Below are 15,605 nucleotides of genomic sequence, written 5' to 3'. Positions count from 1 at the left end.
TCTTTTAGCGCCCGGAGAGATGACCAGCAGCCATTTCTGTCAGCACCCGAGCGCAAATTCCGTAGATGAAGTAGGAAGGTTTCGTTTCCACTTTCGCGGTCTATCCCCGCGCCGCTGCATCCCCGAAGGTACGCGATCCAGAGCCGTTTCGCCGTCGCGTACTACGGGGATGCATCGCCATGAAAATCGCTGCCGCTTCGCTCATACCCGCAGTCATGCGCTCCGTGCAGTCGACCCATTCGGGAGTCGAAACGAAGGAGCCGCCCCATGCTCAATGAACTGCGTACCTTCTTCGACCATAGCCGCCACAGCCTCACCGTCCATGGCGTCGAAGCACCACTGGATGTACTGGCCTTCACCGGCGAAGAAGCCCTGAGCCAGACCTTCGCCTACCGCATCGAATTCACCAGCATCAGCCGGGATATCAGTGCCGGCGAGATGCTGCTCAAGGACGCCAGCTTCAACCTACGCGCACTGCCCGAGCAACTGGGCATCCCCGGCTATACGCCACCTGTTGTCGCACCGCTGCGCACCCTGCACGGCGTCATCACCGGCTTCAAACGCCTCTCCGGCTCCCGCGACGAAGCGCGCTACGAGGTCACTCTGGAGCCGCGCCTGAAGCTGCTCGCCCGCGGCTGCCAGTACCGCATCTTCCAGAACCAGAGCGTGCCGGAGATCGTCGAGCAGGTGCTGCGCCACCATGGGCTGCGCGGCCAGGACTTCCTCTTCGAACTGACCCGCGACTACCCCGACCGCGAGCAGGTCATGCAGTACGGCGAGGATGACCTCGCCTTCATCCAGCGCCTGCTGGCCGAAGTCGGCATCTGGTACCGCTTCAGCATGGACGCACGGCTAAAAATCGACGTGGTGGAGCTGCACGACGACCAGCGCCACTACCTGCCCGCACCACTGCTGCCGCTCCGCCCGCTGGCCGGCCTGGAAAGCACCGGCCAGGACGCCGTCTGGGACCTGCAAGCCAGCCACAGGATCGTGCCGCAACAGGTCAGCAACCGCGCCTACTACCATCGCGAAGCCGGCGCACAACTGGACGCCTCCGCCGACCTGATCCAATCGCCGGCAACCACCTACGGCGACGCCTACCACTACGGCGAACCACACCAGAAACTTGGCGATGCCTACGCCCAGGACGAAGACCTGCAAAGCGAAAGCGGCTACTTCTACGCCCGCCTCGCCCACGAGCGCTACCTCAACCAACGCACCCGCCTGACCGGCCGCACCAGCAGCCCGGTTCTCGCCCCCGGCCAGGAGCTGAAGATCGACGGCGCCCCGCAAGCCTTTACTCCCGGCGCGGTGATCGTCCGCCTGTACAGCAGTGCCGCCCGCGACCGCAGCTACGAGGTGCAATTCGAAGCCATCCCCTACGCCGAACACATCTGCTTCCGCCCTGACGTACCGGCCAAACCGGTGATCGCCGGCACCATCCCCGCCCGCGTCACCAGCCCGCAACAGAACGATCCCTGCGGCCATATCGACGGCGAAGGCCGCTACCGCGTCAACTTCCTCTTCGACCGCAATACCTGGCCTGCCGGCCGCGAGAGCATGTGGCTACGCCTGGCACGCCCCTATGCCGGCGACACCTACGGCCTGCACCTGCCCCTGTTGGCCGGCACCGAAGTGGCCATCGCTTTCGAACAGGGCGACCCGGACCGCCCGTTCATTGCCCACGCCCTGCACGACAACCTGCACTCCGACCACGTCACGATCCAGAACTACAAGCGCAACGTCCTGCGCACCCCGGCTAACAACAAGCTGCGGATGGATGACACGCGCGGTCAGGAGCACATCAAGCTCAGCACCGAATACAGCGGCAAGAGCCAGCTGAACCTCGGGCACCTGGTGGATGCGCAGAAGCAGAAACGTGGCGAAGGCTTCGAGCTGCGTACCGATGGCTGGGGCTCGGTTCGGGCAGGTAAAGGTGTGTTCATCAGCGCCGATGTACAGCCGGGTGCGCAAGGCCAGGTACTGGCCATGCAGGAAGCCATCGCCCGCTTGCAACAGGCCAGCGATGAGATGCAGAAGCTCTCCGCCGATGCCGAAACGGCCAAGGCCGATCCGGCCGATGTGCTGGCGCAGCTCGCGCTCATGAACGAGCAGGTCGACCAGCTGGAGGCCGCGGTGCTGCTGCTCAGTGCGCCGCAAGGCATCGCCCTCACCAGCGGCCATCACCTGCAACTGGCCGCCCAGCGCAACCTGATCCTCAACGCCGGCCACGAAGCCGATATCAGCGTGGTCAAGCGCCTGTTCATTGGCGTGGGCGAAGGCCTGAGCCTGTTCGTACGCAAGCTGGGCATGAAGCTCATCGCCAACCAGGGCGCGGTCAGCGTCCAGGCCCAGAACGACCGCATGGAGCTGCTCGCCCGCAAGGCCGTGGACATCGTCAGCACCGAGAACGAAGTCCACTTCACCGCGAAGAAGAAAATCATCATCAACGCGGGCGGCAGTTACATCCAGATCGACCAGCACGGCATCGAATACGGCACCCAGGGCGATCACCTGATCAAGTCGGCGCATTTCGAGCATCGAGGGCCGGCCCATCTCGACGCAGCGCTACAAATTCTGCCCCCCATCAGCAGCGGGAAGTATCGCGGAGTTCTTGCTCTGATTGATCAGCACAAGAAGCCGATTCCCGACCGGTTCTACAAAGTTGTCAGTCCATCTGGATTGGTTCTGGCATCGGGCGTAACCGATGAAAGCGGGAAAAGTATCGAGGTTGTCAGTCACGAAGGCCCCAATGCAACCGCCTATATCGGCCAAGGTGGCTGGACGATCAGCGAAGTAGAGCTTTCCACGGACGATGAATGCGGCTGTTGCTGAGCAATGGAGCCGAATCAAGGAGAAAGGACCAGATGCATGCCCATCCATGCAGTGCACATATCCATTTCAGTTCAATCGGCACCCCAATCGCTGGCTTGGGATATCGATTCACTCTACGTTCCGGAAAGATCATCCGAGGCAAATCCGACGCGGAAGGTTTTTCAATAGGGCTGTTGAGCAAAGAAACGGCCAAGCGCCACTCCTACAAAATGATATGGCTAGTCCCCGAAGACCAGATCGGCCAACCCATTGCTCTGGATATCTGCCGAGATGATGGCAGTTGGAAACGCATTGGCGAGTTCAAGCTGGAGGATGGAAAGCAAAAGCAGATCAATGTTGAGGCCAACTCAATCGCCTTTCCTTTCCTGATGTCCCTTGACCGCTCTGAAGGTATCAAATGAACGAAATCACCAATCAACCACAGGCCATAGACTCTTCCCAACAACTAGGCGAACCACAGGTAAATACGTATGTCATTCCGACCACGCATTGGATAAAGATATATTTATCGATGAACCAACACGAGGAGAATGGGACTATCACTCAACGCGCGGCAAGCTCAATCCCTTATGTGTGGCTCAAAGAGTCAGATGACCAGGAAGGAGTTTGGATTATCATTTCTACGGGCACTACTGGCCAATCGGTAACTCATACACCGCCTGCAACCTTGCTGACTCTCAAAATAAACGGGCCAGGCAGATACCGCGCCTATATAAAAGAGCCGTCTTTTGACTCCGAAATTGGCGATCCATACGAAATTCCGTTCCACGCTCTCAGCACTGCAATAGATAGTGAGCACTCCGTGCAGCCTTGGCTTGCCGTATCGGTGACCGCTGGTGCTTCTGCTGAAAACCACACAATAATCCAACAACATCCAAACGACCTAAATAGAGACGCATTAGAATATCCTCCAGCGGGGTCTCAGCAAAACTTGACTCAGACGCACACACAGCAGAATTCCGCCCTAAATCTGGGTGATTACATAATGACTCGCCAGTTGTGGTCGGACTCTAGCCGAGCCTATGGCTCTCATCATCCACTAATAGCGAACAGCGCATTTAGAGAAATACTAGAAGAGATTTACCAAGAGCAACTCCAGGAATCCCCACAACACGCGCTTACAGCCTCGATAGAAAATGGCACAAGAACCATAATATTTGACCCGCAATCAACCAACGGGGGGCGCAGCACCAGAACATTCTTGTCAAACAATGGTCAGCCATCGCTAATGATGACTGCCGGAGAAACCTTGCGGCGCACCTATCCTAGAACGCTGGAACTATTATTAGAATTGATGGAGGAGCTGGACATCCACTATGCGCGTTCGACCGGAGCTTGGCGACCACATTTCGGCTCATCTCTTCATCGCTATGCCGCATCATTAGATATCACTCACTTCCGAACGCGCGTGACTACTCAAACGGGTGGAGAAGCCGAAGTAACAATACATTTCCATCGCAACACTGACCCGGACTCTAACCCTCTCGGAAATCCCCCAGCAACCTCTGTAAACAGCATCAGAAAGCGGGATTTCTCCTTAGCGGTACATACGTATCTTGCAGAGCATAAAATGGCCGGAGACCTCGGATGGCTCGGAGGACCTTGGCAACTCACCTACAACCAAGTTGGCCTTGTAGGAAATACGATATTCATAAAAACCGATGATGTACATAAACACCATCTACACATGAGCGCACCATAGAAACTCATTAAAATGAAATTTAAATTTCTCACATTACTCACCCTACTCTGCATGTCGCAAGCTTCACTAGCCGAAAGGAAAACTGAGACCAACGAGGGATTCTATAGCGAAGAAATGGGAACTTGGTACCAATATCCAGCCCCACCAAAAAAAACCATAGCAACGCAAAACATCTTCAAATCTCTATCCAAAGGCGAGCCACTGAACATCGCATTCCCCCCCCCCAAACCCTGGCCCGTCAGAGCCTTATACATTGGCGTATCTGATGAATTATATGAATTTGATGAAGATGGCAATGTGCTTTACGACGGGGACTACCAGGTAGAAAAGGACGCAACAGGAAGAACATCGAAATATTTGGGACAGGTCCTGATAAATGGTCGTCCGCTGTGGATTGGAGCGACCATATTTAACATCATTAGCAACGATCGCAATGAAAGTGAAAACGCTTGGAGCTCCACTTATCCAAACGGCCTAATCAAAGGAAGTAACGGCAATTTTTGTCCTGTCCGACCTGCCAAGGAAGAAAAAGAATTTAACATGGATAGATTTTGGCTGGACGGTGACTGCGACAATGCAATTAGCTTTAGGGGAGAAAAATCAAAATACTTCACTTACCCAGGATTCCAAGGAATAAAAGAGCCGTACTTCTACTGGATAATACAGTACTTCGACGAGCCTAAATCACCATTCCCAAGTCCAGGAGAGGGATGCAGGCTATATTGCGAGAATTAGCATTGTTCATCTGTCCTTCCATCAGCATCAAAAAATATCAATAAAACCAAAATTATTGACAACCTCTATCCTTGCTTTGCTTATCTGCACCTCTACCAAAGCAGAGATCACTGATCTTCTTCCCGTCAGGCGACAGCAAGGTCACGATAATAATAAGTAATAACGAAGTAGAGATAATCAACGGAGACACGCTGGAAAAGAAAATAGAATTAAAAAAAGAAAAAAGGGGACAGATTTATTTTCCAAACTCCACTCCTGAGCCAGTCCATCGTCAACCGCGGAGAGCCCGGACAAATATGACCCTCAAAAAAAAACGTTGCCCCAACATTGGTTCTACTTCTCTCGCCGGCCTTGCACGCAGAAAACGTCGTTTTCTCTCCATCAGACAACAGCAAATTCACTGTAAAAATAAAAGGCAATGCAGTTGAAATCTCAAACAAAGTAAACTTAAAGAGAAAAATAGAATTTGACACGGAAAAACCATTAAATATGGAAATAGCCGACTATAATTTCGATAAAAATTTAGACTTCTCAATATGGCATTCTGATGACGGAAATGGCACATACGACATATATAGAATATTCATATATAACCAGAAATCAAATACCTTCTCGGAAGTGCACTCAAAGTGCGGAGATGAATTTATAAACGCAAACATAGACAAAAAAACAAAGACAATCACAAGTACGATTTTTGAAGACAACACCCCAAAGATCTGCCACACAAAATTATAAGAAAAGGGGACAGATTTATTTCCTTTACTCTAACCCTGCCCCGCCAACGAGATTTAGAGTAGAAACACATCTGTCCCTTTGCTCCTGTTGTGAGTGCGATACAAAAGAAAACGGCCTGCATCTTCCGGTGCAGGCCGTTTTTCTTGATGCCGCGACTACGAATCACCGAACCGCCGCAAAACTCTCCGGCCGGTTCAGCACGCAGCGGATGCCACCCGGCAGCCCCATGGTCGCCACGCACTGGTTGCAGTGGTTGCAGCCGTTCTCGTAGCGCCCGGCCTGCTGCTGGATGTTGCGCACCAGGTCCGGGTCGCGCAGCAGGGCGCGGCCCATGGCGACGAAGTCGAAGCCTTCGCTCATGGCGCGTTGCAGGCTGTCGCGGGTGCTCACGCCGCCCAGGTACACCAGCGGCATGTCGGTGGCCTGGCGTACGCGGCGGGCCTGGTCGAGGAAGTACATTTCGGCGTAAGGCGAGCTGGCAAACAGGCGGCCGCCGAACCATTTCATCGCGGTGCGCTGCAGCGGGTTGGGCTCCAGCGGGATCATCTGCTGCAGTGGGCTTTCGCCACGGAACAGGTACATCGGTGAGCGGCTGGTGAAGCCGCCGCTCATGACCAGGGCGTTCAGGCCGTGCTCGGCCAGGCGCTGGGCGGCGCGGCAGGATTCGTCGATCTCCAGGCCGCCGGCGAAGCCGTCGCTGAGGTTGAGCTTGGCCAGGATCGGGAAGTCGTCGCCCACCGCCTCGCGCACCGCCGCCAGCACTTCCAGGGGCAGGCGCAGGCGGTTGTCCAGCGAGCCGCCGTAGGCGTCGGTGCGCTTGTTGGTGGCCGGGGAGATGAACTGGCTGAGCAGGTAGCCGTGGCCCATGTGGATTTCGATGGCATCGAAGCCGGCGCGTTTCACGAAGGCCGCCGCGTTGCGGTATTCGTCGAGGGTCTTGCGGATGTCCGCGTCGCCCATGGCGCCAGCGAAGGGCACGCCGGAGAACAGGCCGTACTGGTTGATGCAGGCGCTGGGGCCGAGCGGGCGCGGGATGTTCTGCGGGCGGTTGCGGCTGAAGAAGCCACAGTGGGCCAGTTGCGCCGATACCGCCCCGCCCTCGCGGTGTACCGCACCGGCCAGTTCGCTCAGCTTGGCGAAGACGCCTTCGTGCATCCACATCTGGTCGGGGAAGGTCAGGCCGTCCGGCGAGACGCCGCAGTAGGCCACGGTGCTCAGGGCAACGCCGCCACGGGCCATGCGCGCGTGGTGCGCAACCAGGTCCTCACTGGGCATGCCGCCCGGGCACATGCCCTCGAAGGTGGCGGTCTTGATCACCCGGTTGCGCAGGGTCAGGCCGGCCAGTTGGGCGGGTGCGAATACCTTGTCCAGCGCGTCTTGCGGGGTCATCTCAAGCCTCCTGGGCCGGGGTGAAGGGGACGAACTCGACGACCTCCAGGTCGAAGCCGGACACCGCCTTGTAGGGCGCCGGGAAGCTCATCAGGCGCATCTGGTGCACGCCCAGGTCGCGCAAGATCTGCGCGCCGACGCCCAGGGTACGCTGGGGGAAATTCGGCGCCTGCAGGTGCAGGCCGTGGCTCAGCTGGTCGAGTATGGCGGCAGCGCTTTCCTGCTGCGCCAAGAGGACCAGCACGCCGCAGCCTTCGGCGGCGATGCGCGCCAGGGAACGGTCCAGGCTCCATTGCTGCGGCCCGCGCGGCGGCTCGCCGGCCAGCAGGTCGCGGAAGGTTTCCACCGCCTGCACGCGCACCAGCACCGGCTGCGCCGGGTTCACTTCGCCGCGCACCAGGGCCAGGTGCACCACGTCCTTGAAGGCGTCGTGGTAGGCGTACACCTGGAACGGGCCGTGGCGGGTGTCGATGCGGTATTCGCCGCTGCGGGCGATGGTGCCTTCGTGGAGGATGCGGTGGTGGATCAGCTCGGCGATGCCGCCCATGCGCAGGTCATGGCGCTGGGCAAAGGCGCGCAGGGTTTCGCCACGGGCGTTCTCGCCCTCCTCGTCGAGGATGCCGGCGATCAGCGCCGCCGGCTGCAAGCCGGCCAGGCGGGCCAGGTCGCAGGCCGCTTCGGCATGGCCGGCGCGGCTCATCACTCCGCCGGGCAAGGCGCGCAGCGGGAAGATATGGCCGGGGCTGACCAGGTCCGCCGGGCCGCTGGCCGGATTCGTCGCGACCTGCACGGTGCGCGCGCGGTCGGCAGCGGAGATGCCGGTGCTGATGCCTTGCGCGGCCTCGATGGAGACCATGAAGCCCTTGCCTTCGCCGCGCGGGCTGTCGGTCATCGGCTTGAGGCCAAGTTCCTGGCAGCGCGCGTCGGTCAGCGCCAGGCAGATCAGCCCGCGCGCCTCGCGGGCGAAGAAGTTCAGCGCGGCGTCGTCGATGAACTCGGCGGCCTGCAGCAGCATGCCATCGCCGCCGTCATCCTCGCCGTCGACCAGTACCACCGGCTGGCCGCGACGCAGGGCTTCGATCAGGTGCAGCGGACTGTCCAGCGTCATGTCCGTCTCCTCAGGCCAGGTTGCCACGCAGCCATCCCGCCGCTTCCGCGAGGTAGGCGGCGGCGCGGGGGGCGAAGGGCGCGAAGCTGGCGAAGCCGTGGATCATGCCCTCGGCGCGCACCAGGGCGACCTCGGCGCCAGCGGCGCGGGCGCGCTCGGCGAAGGCTTCGCCCTCGTCGCGCAGCGGGTCGTATTCGGCGCTCAGCAGCAGGGTCGGCGGCAGGCTGCCAAGGTCGGTGGCGTGCAGCGGCGAGGCCAGCACATCCAGCGGCGCGGGCCACTGGCCGAGGTACTGGCGCCAGAACCAATGCATCATCGAGGCTTCGAGGAAGTGGCCCTTGGCGAATTCGCGGTAGGAGGCGGTGCCGCAACTCTGGTCGGTCACCGGGTAGAACAGGCACAGCGCGCTCGGGCGCGGCCCGCCGCGCTGGGCGAGCAGGCGTGCGGCGGCGATGGCCAGGTTGCCGCCGGCGCTGTCGCCGGCCAGGGCCAGGCGCGAGCCGTCGGCGCCCAGTTCGGCGGCACGCTCGACCAGTTCGCAGGTGGCGCGGTAGCAGTCTTCCGCCGGCCCCGGGAAGCGGGTTTCCGGCGCCAGCCGGTAGCCCACCGACGCCACGGCAGCGCCAGTGGCCTGGGCCAGGCGACGGCAGAGGTCGTCATGGGTGTCGATAGTGCCGGCGACGAAGCCGCCGCCATGGAAGAACACCAGCAGCGGCAGGCCGGCTTCGGCGCTCGGGCGATACAGCCGCGCCGGCAGCCCATCGGCCAGGCAAAGGTCGCGCACCTCGGCCAGGGCAACGGGTTCGCCCGGCAGGCCCTGGTCGGCGAAGCTGCGGTAGGTGGGGGCGTCGAGGGTGTCGAAGTCGAGGGCGAAGGCGCCGGCGAACTGTTCGAGCAGCGCCTGCATATGGGGATCGAGGGCCATGGTCACTCCTTTTATACGTCGGCCATCAGGAAGACCGGGTTGGTCTCGTCGAGGATGCTTTGCGTGCGGGCCTGCAGCGCAGGCTTGAAGTCCGGGTGCGGCAGGATCCAGAAGCGCTTCTCGTCGATCGCCTGGAACACCACTGAGGCCAGTTCGTCCGCCGACATGCCCTGGCGAATGCTTTGCTCCAGCAGCGCGCCCAGCGCGGCGCCGGCGCCCTCGCCCGCCTGGTCGGAGGCCATGATGCGGCTGGCCACCGGCCCCGGGCAGAGCACCGAGACGCCGATCGGCGCGTTGAGGGCGACCATCTCGTGGTGCAGCACTTCGGAGAGCGCCACCAGCGCCTGCTTGGTCACCGTGTAGGCGGCCAGGAATGGGCTGGTGAGCAGGCCGGCGAGAGACGCAGTATTGATCACGTGGGCCGGGCGACCCTGGGCCAGCAGGGTCGGCATGAAGACCCGCAGGCCGTTGATCACGCCCACCAGGTTGATGTCGATCATGCGCTGCCACTGCGCCGCGCTCAGTTCCCAGCTGGCGCCGGTCTGCATCACGCCGGCGTTGTTGAACAGCAGATCGACACCGCCGAACCGCGCCAGCGCGGCGTCGCGCAGGGCCGCAAGGTCCGCTTCATTGGCCACGTCGGTCACCCGCGCCAGCACCTCGCTGCCGCCGGCGCGCAGTTGCTCGGCCAGGTCATCGAGACCGGCCTGGTCGCGGTCGGCCAACACCAGGCGCAGGCCCCGTTTCGCCGCATGTTCCGCCAGGCCCCGGCCGATGCCGCTGGCGGCACCGGTGATCACGGCCACCTGGCCTTGTCGAACGCTCATGGTCATTCCTCTTTTTCAGTCCGCCGTCACCAGCAGGACCTGCTTGGTACGGGCCGCGCCCTGTTGCAGGCGGGTATGGGCCACGGCCACGTCGGCCAGCGGCAACTGTTCCAGGCGCGGCGGCACCAGCGTGCCATTGGCCAGCAGGTCGGCCACGCGCTGCAGGGTGGCGCCGCTGGGCATGCGGCTGTAGGCCACTGCCATGCGTACGCCCAGACGCTCTGCGGCGGCCATGTCCGGCGCGCCGTCGCCCGGCGCCAGGGTGAGGATCGACACCAGGATGCCGCCCTTGCGCAGCAGCCCCAGCGGGTCCGGCAGGCTGCCGCCGCCGATGCAGTCGAGGACCAGGTCGACGCCGTCGGCAGACCAGTCGCGCAGCACCGCGCCGATGTCGTCGCGGCGGTAGTCGATGGCGCACTCGGCGCCCAGGGCGGTAACGTGCTCGCGGTTATCGCCGCTGCAGGTAGTGGCGACCCGTGCGCCGGCATGCCGGGCGAGCTGGATGGCGAAACCGCCCACCGCGCTGCCGCCGCCATGCACCAGCAGGCGCTGGCCGGCTTGCAGGCCACCCTCGTCGAACAGCCCGGCCCAGGCGGCCAGGGCCGGGGTCGGCACCGCAGCGGCGGCGGCGAAGTCCAGCGATTGCGGCATGCGCACCACGGAGGCACGGGAGACGCAGGCGTATTCCGCGTAGGCGCCCCACTTGCCGGCGCCGATGTCGCTCTGGGCGAACACCGGGGTGCCGACCGGCAGGTCGTCCACGCCCTCGCCTACTTCGGCCACCGTGCCGGACAGATCGAAGCCCAGCACCAGCGGGAAGCGGTATTCGAAGAAGCCGGCGAGATAGCCCTCGCGGCATTTCCAGTCGGCCGGGTTGACGCCGGCATAGCGCACCCGCACCAGCACTTCGCCGGGGCCGGGACGCGGCGTTTCGACCTCGGCCAGCTGCAGCACTTCGGCGCCGCCGACACCTTGGATGATCACTGCGCGCATCAGGAGGCACTCCGTTGGGTCAGGCTCAGCAGGCTGCTGTCGAAGGGGCAATAGGCGTGGGAGATGGAGTCGACCAGCCATTCGGGGAATTCCGGGTCGAACCAGCGATCGACCCAGCCCCAGTGAAAGGGATGCGCCAGGTATTCGCCCTGCAGGTCGCCCAGCTCGGCGAATTCCTGCTGCCAGACGTAGCTCCAGCGGCTGTCGCCGATGACTTCGGAGAGCTGCCAGTTGCGGATGCCCCGTATGTACGCCGGCATCAGCAGCGTCTCGCGCACCAGCGCCTCGCGCTGGTCAGGGGTGGCATCGGCCCTGACGTGCAGCAGCAGGGTGCGCCAGATGCCGCCGGTCAGTTGCGGATCGCGCAGGCCACCGCCGATGCGACGGTAGGCATGGCGTTCCAGGCGGGCCGCGCCGGGTACGTGCGCCAGGCGCTCGGCCAGGACGTCGCCGGGGTTCTGCTCGAAGATCAGGTCGAGGGTGCAGTCCGAGGCGCCCCAGCAGCCGGGCAGGTTGGCGCCCAGGGCCAGGTGCCGGAAGCCCGGCAGGTCACCGACACGCTCACGCAGCACGGCGTCGAGATCCGAAGGGTTGGCGCCGGGGACGAGGTCGAGCTGTACGCTTTCAGCCCACATGGCTCAGCCCTCCCTGGCGCTCCAGCGGCTGGCCGGGATCGCCCAGCACATGGCGCCGGCGGCTCAGGCACAGGCCATCCACCTGCGCCCAGAACTGCATGGCCTGCGCGCCCAGGCGGCTGCGCATGCCGTAGTAGCCCCAGACATCCGGCACCTGCCAGAGCAGCCAGAGGGTATTGGGTTGCCCCGGTACCGCCACCGGCGGCGACACCCAGCGCTGTTCCAGGCTCAGGCCGCGCTCGGCGCAGGACGGCAGATAGAGCTCTGCCAGGTTTTGCATCACCGTATCGATGTGCTCGGCATCGAGGATGATTTCATCGAGTATGCGGATCATCGCGAATTCCCGCGTCTTGTTGTTGTGTGGGCCAGTAAATCGATCCCCTCCTCCCGGGCCATCGTCCATTCAGACGATGCCGTCACCGCTCTGGATTGCAGAATCCAACCAGGCCCTTGCCGCCCCCCACACTCTGCCTGCGGCACCCGACGGGAGAACAACAAGATGAGCACGCTGCACCGAATCGAAGCCCGCCCCATCGAAGACCGCTACGCGCGCGGCTGGCACTGCCTGGGTCTGGCCAGCCAGTACCGCGATGGCAAGGCGCACCGCCTGGATGTCTTCGGCACCCGCCTGGTGGCGTTCCAGGGCGAAGATGGCCAGCTGAACATCCTCGACGGCTATTGCCCGCACATGGGCGCTGACCTGAGCGAAGGCTGCGTGGAAGGCAACAGCCTGCGCTGCCCGTTCCACGAATGGCGCTGGGGCGCCGACGGCGTGTGCGACGACATCCCCTACGCCAAGCGCATTCCGCCGCGGGCGAAGATCAAGTCGTGGCCGGTGATGGAACAGAACCAACTGCTGTTCGTCTGGAACGACCCGGAAGGCAACCCGCCGATCGCCGAACAAGCCATCCCGCGCATCGACGCCTGCTATGACGACGCGTGGGCCGAATGGGAAATGGCCGATATCAAGATCGACACCAACTGCCGCGAGCTGGTGGACAACGTCTCCGACATGGCGCACTTCAAGAGCGTCCACGGCGCGCCCATCGACGAGTTCAGCAACCACTTCGAGGCGCATACCGCCACCCAGGTGATGCGCGGCCGCAGTGCCCGCCTGTCCGGCGATAGCGAGCTGACCACCGTGGCCACCTACTACGGCCCGGCCTACCAGATCACCGAGATGACCGGCGCCATGGGCGGCCAGCCGATCCATTCGATCCTGCTCAACTGCCACGTGCCGATCGACCACAACAGCTTCACCCTGCGCTACGGCGTGCTGGTGAAGAAGGTGCCGGGGCTGTCCGCCGAGGAAAACCGCGCCATGGCCCAGGCCTACGTGGAGCAGGCGCGCCTGGCGTTCTACGAGGACGTGGCGATCTGGCACACCAAGACCCGCGTCGACAACCCGCTGCTGTGCGATGGCGACGGCCCGGTGTACCAGCTGCGCAAGTGGTACGAGCAGTTCTACACCAACGTGGCCGACCTGCCGGCGAACCTGTCCGAGCGCAAGGATTTCATCGTGTGCGCGGCGCAGGCCGAACCGGCCTGAACCACCCGTCCCCTGCCTTGAAGGACGGATTGCCTTTTGCGGAAAACGCTGACTAATCTCGTCGGCGTTTTCGTACTACAAAAATAAGAAATGGTTCACCAATGGCACACTCGCTTTCGCTCGACCAGTTCAGCGGAATGCTCGGCAATCTGTATCAGGGCCCCCTGGAGCCCACGCCGTGGCAGTCCTTCCTGAGCCAGCTCAACCAGTTCCTCGACGGCAAGTACACCACCTTCATCCTGCGTCCGCCCAGCGACCAGAACGAAGGACTGATGGTCAATACCAACGGCAGTTCCGCCGAAGTGGTGGCGTCCTATAACCAGTACTATTTCAACCTCGACCCGTTCGTCGACCTGCCCAGCGGCCAGGTGGTGATCCTCGACGAGTTCGTCTCCCGCGAGGAGTGGCTGGCGTCGGAGTTCTACCGCAACTTCCTCGAACCGGTGGGTGTGTTCCACATCCTCGGCGCGGACATCCGCACCAGCGATGGCGCCCTGTGCCGCATCCGCATCAGCCGTGGGGTCGAATCCCCGGGCTTCACTGAAAACGACAAGGCCCTGCTGGCCTATTTCGTGCCGCATCTCGAGCGTTCGGTGGTGCTGCATACGCAGATCAACCGCATCGAGACCGAACGCAACCTCTACGCCGGCGCGGTGGATCAGTTCGCGGTCGGCACCATCATCCTCGACGAGACCGGCAAGATCCTGCAGACCAACCAGGTCGCCGAGAACCTGCTGAGCGAAAAGGATGGCCTGAAGATCAGCGGCGACACCCTGCAGGTCGGCACCCCGCGCGACAGCCAGGAGTTCCGCCGCCTGGTGAAACAGGCCCTGCAATCGCAGAAGAGCACCCACCCGTCGGTGGTCGAAGCCATGCGCGTGCAACGCCCCTCCGGCCGCTCCGACCTGGGCATCATCGTGCGTTCGGTGCCGCTGAGCGAGTGGAACGAGGGCAAGCACTGCCCCTCGGTGGTGATCTTCGTCAGCGACCCGGAGCAGGAATCCCGCGCGCCCCAGGAAATCGTCAAGGCACTGTTCGACCTGACCCCGGCCGAGGCGCAACTGGCCATGCTGCTGGCCAATGGCCTGACCCTGGACGAAGCCTCCGACGAGCTGGGCATCAGCCGCAACACCGCGCGCGCCCACCTGCGCTCGACCTTCTCCAAGACGGGCGTGACCCGGCAGACCATGCTGGTGCGCCTGATCCTGCGCAGCGTGGCCACCCTTGGCTAGTCCAAGCGGACGATTTGGCGGGAAGGCCAACGAGACTAACGTGCGAAGCATGGGGTTAGTCGACGAGGCCGATGCCATGTCCAGGTTCATCCCGCTGCTGATCGCACTCATCATCTGCGCCAGCCTGCTGACCGCGCACTTGATGCTGTGCTCTTACGAAGAGACGCGACTGCAAGCAGCCCGCAGCGCCCTCCAGCTGCCAACCCCACCCTGCATACTCGGCAGTTGCCTGCGCCAGCTCCCCTGATTCGCTAACGTGCGTACAACCGTTCGCGGTTGTACGCCGATACACCGAGCTCATTACCGGCTCCACGATCAAGCCTGGAGCCTCCGAAATCGCGGCTCCATGCCTGGCTTCCAAGTGCTCGGCGACCAGGGTGAAACGGCGTATAACGTCGAACGTTATACACCCTGCGCACCGACAGCTGCGGGGCGACCTGGCACAGCACGGAGATGCAGCATGGACTGGCTCGAACACCGTATTCCCCCGCCCCTGGTGGCGGTAATCCTCGGCGTATTGATGTGGCTACCGGCCCGCCCACTGCCGCCATTCGGCGGCCGGTTGTGGCTGGCGCTACTGGTGCTGCTGGGCGGAATCGCGGTATGCCTGGCCGGCGTACTGTCCTTCCGCCGCGCCCGCACAACCGTCAATCCGCTGAAACCGGAAAGCGCATCCTCGCTGGTAGTCGCCGGCATCTACCGCCACACGCGCAACCCGATGTACCTGGGCTTCGCCATCGTGCTGCTGGCCTGGAGCATAGCCCTCGCCTCCCTGCCCGCCGTGCTGGGAGTGGTTGCCTTCGTGCTGTACATCAACCGCTTCCAGATCGTCCCTGAGGAGCAGGCGCTGCGGCAACGCTTCGGGGCGAACTTCGACGCCTATTGCCGCCGGGTGCGGCGCTGGGTCTAGCACCCTGTAGGAGCGGGCCATGCCCGCGAT

16 protein-coding genes are annotated in these 15,605 nt (G+C 62.4%); 9 read left to right on the top strand and 7 right to left on the bottom strand.

Annotation, left to right across the window (positions count from 1 at the left end; all coding sequences use genetic code 11):
- The first annotated feature begins 267 nt into the window (after positions 1–267).
- From ACQ5BL_RS05775 to ACQ5BL_RS05755, 5 genes are all read left to right on the top strand, one after another.
- Positions 268–2,835, top strand: a complete 2,568-nt coding sequence (locus tag ACQ5BL_RS05775; RefSeq protein ID WP_243804742.1) for a type VI secretion system Vgr family protein — start codon at positions 268–270, stop codon at positions 2,833–2,835.
- Positions 2,820–3,236: a hypothetical protein gene (locus ACQ5BL_RS05770; RefSeq protein WP_430292855.1), complete on the top strand. Its 417-nt coding sequence runs from the start codon at positions 2,820–2,822 to the stop codon at positions 3,234–3,236. Before ACQ5BL_RS05775 ends, ACQ5BL_RS05770 begins: the two co-directional genes overlap by 16 nt.
- Complete coding sequence (locus ACQ5BL_RS05765; RefSeq protein WP_243804744.1) at positions 3,233–4,537, top strand: hypothetical protein; 1,305 nt, start codon at positions 3,233–3,235, stop codon at positions 4,535–4,537. The genes ACQ5BL_RS05770 and ACQ5BL_RS05765 overlap by 4 nt, the downstream gene beginning before the upstream one ends.
- A gap of 12 nt (positions 4,538–4,549) precedes the next feature.
- Positions 4,550–5,272, top strand: coding sequence for a hypothetical protein (locus ACQ5BL_RS05760; RefSeq protein ID WP_243804745.1), 723 nt, complete (start codon positions 4,550–4,552; stop codon positions 5,270–5,272).
- A gap of 489 nt (positions 5,273–5,761) precedes the next feature.
- Complete coding sequence (locus ACQ5BL_RS05755) at positions 5,762–6,007, top strand: XAC2610-related protein (RefSeq protein WP_430292875.1); 246 nt, start codon at positions 5,762–5,764, stop codon at positions 6,005–6,007.
- Between the two features lie 162 nt (positions 6,008–6,169).
- Here the strand turns inward: ACQ5BL_RS05755 and ACQ5BL_RS05750 are convergent, their stop codons facing one another.
- From ACQ5BL_RS05750 to ACQ5BL_RS05720, 7 genes are read right to left on the bottom strand one after another with little or no spacing between them, the layout of a single operon-like run.
- Positions 6,170–7,396 carry an NADH:flavin oxidoreductase gene (locus ACQ5BL_RS05750; protein ID WP_243804746.1) on the bottom strand — a complete coding sequence of 409 codons (1,227 nt, stop codon included), beginning with the start codon at positions 7,394–7,396 and terminating at the stop codon, positions 6,170–6,172.
- A 1-nt stretch (position 7,397) separates the two neighbouring features.
- Positions 7,398–8,504 carry a 3,4-dihydroxy-2-butanone-4-phosphate synthase gene (locus ACQ5BL_RS05745; protein ID WP_243804747.1) on the bottom strand — a complete coding sequence of 369 codons (1,107 nt, stop codon included), beginning with the start codon at positions 8,502–8,504 and terminating at the stop codon, positions 7,398–7,400.
- Between the two features lie 10 nt (positions 8,505–8,514).
- On the bottom strand, positions 8,515–9,429 hold the full coding sequence (locus ACQ5BL_RS05740) for an alpha/beta hydrolase (protein WP_243804748.1): 915 nt from the start codon (positions 9,427–9,429) through the stop codon (positions 8,515–8,517).
- 11 nt (positions 9,430–9,440) lie between these two features.
- Positions 9,441–10,256: an SDR family NAD(P)-dependent oxidoreductase gene (locus tag ACQ5BL_RS05735; protein WP_243804749.1), complete on the bottom strand. Its 816-nt coding sequence runs from the start codon at positions 10,254–10,256 to the stop codon at positions 9,441–9,443.
- 15 nt (positions 10,257–10,271) lie between these two features.
- Complete coding sequence (locus tag ACQ5BL_RS05730) at positions 10,272–11,249, bottom strand: NADP-dependent oxidoreductase (protein ID WP_243804750.1); 978 nt, start codon at positions 11,247–11,249, stop codon at positions 10,272–10,274.
- Positions 11,249–11,884, bottom strand: a complete 636-nt coding sequence (locus ACQ5BL_RS05725; protein WP_243804751.1) for a Dabb family protein — start codon at positions 11,882–11,884, stop codon at positions 11,249–11,251. The genes ACQ5BL_RS05730 and ACQ5BL_RS05725 overlap by 1 nt, the downstream gene beginning before the upstream one ends.
- A complete protein-coding gene (locus ACQ5BL_RS05720) occupies positions 11,874–12,218 on the bottom strand; it encodes a hypothetical protein (protein ID WP_243804752.1) in 345 nt (114 codons plus the stop codon). Before ACQ5BL_RS05720 ends, ACQ5BL_RS05725 begins: the two co-directional genes overlap by 11 nt.
- A gap of 165 nt (positions 12,219–12,383) precedes the next feature.
- Between ACQ5BL_RS05720 and ACQ5BL_RS05715 the strand changes: the two genes are divergently transcribed.
- The 4 genes from ACQ5BL_RS05715 (at position 12,384) to ACQ5BL_RS05700 (ending at position 15,575) form a co-directional block, all read left to right on the top strand.
- Positions 12,384–13,433, top strand: a complete 1,050-nt coding sequence (locus ACQ5BL_RS05715; RefSeq protein ID WP_207883315.1) for a Rieske 2Fe-2S domain-containing protein — start codon at positions 12,384–12,386, stop codon at positions 13,431–13,433.
- A 101-nt stretch (positions 13,434–13,534) separates the two neighbouring features.
- On the top strand, positions 13,535–14,665 hold the full coding sequence (locus tag ACQ5BL_RS05710) for a LuxR C-terminal-related transcriptional regulator (protein WP_207883313.1): 1,131 nt from the start codon (positions 13,535–13,537) through the stop codon (positions 14,663–14,665).
- A gap of 76 nt (positions 14,666–14,741) precedes the next feature.
- Positions 14,742–14,912, top strand: a complete 171-nt coding sequence (locus tag ACQ5BL_RS05705; protein WP_207883311.1) for a hypothetical protein — start codon at positions 14,742–14,744, stop codon at positions 14,910–14,912.
- 213 nt (positions 14,913–15,125) lie between these two features.
- Positions 15,126–15,575 (top strand): methyltransferase family protein, encoded by a 450-nt coding sequence (locus ACQ5BL_RS05700; protein ID WP_243804753.1) that lies wholly within the window; start codon positions 15,126–15,128, stop codon positions 15,573–15,575.
- The last annotated feature ends 30 nt before the right edge of the window (positions 15,576–15,605 follow it).

The sequence above is a fragment of the Pseudomonas sp. B1-22 genome (assembly GCF_050474425.1).
In the GTDB taxonomy this organism is placed as follows: Bacteria; Pseudomonadota; Gammaproteobacteria; order Pseudomonadales; family Pseudomonadaceae; genus Pseudomonas.
This window is presented reverse-complemented; position numbering and strand designations above follow the sequence as displayed.

Coding starts and splice junctions, on each gene's coding strand:
- ACQ5BL_RS05755 (WP_430292875.1), top strand. CDS start 5,762: ATGGAAATAGCCGACTATAATTTCGATAAAAATTTAGACTTCTCAATA.
- ACQ5BL_RS05715 (WP_207883315.1), top strand. CDS start 12,384: ATGAGCACGCTGCACCGAATCGAAGCCCGCCCCATCGAAGACCGCTAC.
- ACQ5BL_RS05760 (WP_243804745.1), top strand. CDS start 4,550: ATGAAATTTAAATTTCTCACATTACTCACCCTACTCTGCATGTCGCAA.
- ACQ5BL_RS05745 (WP_243804747.1), bottom strand. CDS start 8,504: ATGACGCTGGACAGTCCGCTGCACCTGATCGAAGCCCTGCGTCGCGGC.
- ACQ5BL_RS05765 (WP_243804744.1), top strand. CDS start 3,233: ATGAACGAAATCACCAATCAACCACAGGCCATAGACTCTTCCCAACAA.
- ACQ5BL_RS05770 (WP_430292855.1), top strand. CDS start 2,820: ATGCGGCTGTTGCTGAGCAATGGAGCCGAATCAAGGAGAAAGGACCAG.
- ACQ5BL_RS05775 (WP_243804742.1), top strand. CDS start 268: ATGCTCAATGAACTGCGTACCTTCTTCGACCATAGCCGCCACAGCCTC.
- ACQ5BL_RS05750 (WP_243804746.1), bottom strand. CDS start 7,396: ATGACCCCGCAAGACGCGCTGGACAAGGTATTCGCACCCGCCCAACTG.
- ACQ5BL_RS05705 (WP_207883311.1), top strand. CDS start 14,742: ATGTCCAGGTTCATCCCGCTGCTGATCGCACTCATCATCTGCGCCAGC.
- ACQ5BL_RS05710 (WP_207883313.1), top strand. CDS start 13,535: ATGGCACACTCGCTTTCGCTCGACCAGTTCAGCGGAATGCTCGGCAAT.
- ACQ5BL_RS05700 (WP_243804753.1), top strand. CDS start 15,126: ATGGACTGGCTCGAACACCGTATTCCCCCGCCCCTGGTGGCGGTAATC.
- ACQ5BL_RS05735 (WP_243804749.1), bottom strand. CDS start 10,256: ATGAGCGTTCGACAAGGCCAGGTGGCCGTGATCACCGGTGCCGCCAGC.
- ACQ5BL_RS05740 (WP_243804748.1), bottom strand. CDS start 9,429: ATGGCCCTCGATCCCCATATGCAGGCGCTGCTCGAACAGTTCGCCGGC.
- ACQ5BL_RS05730 (WP_243804750.1), bottom strand. CDS start 11,249: ATGCGCGCAGTGATCATCCAAGGTGTCGGCGGCGCCGAAGTGCTGCAG.
- ACQ5BL_RS05720 (WP_243804752.1), bottom strand. CDS start 12,218: ATGATCCGCATACTCGATGAAATCATCCTCGATGCCGAGCACATCGAT.
- ACQ5BL_RS05725 (WP_243804751.1), bottom strand. CDS start 11,884: ATGTGGGCTGAAAGCGTACAGCTCGACCTCGTCCCCGGCGCCAACCCT.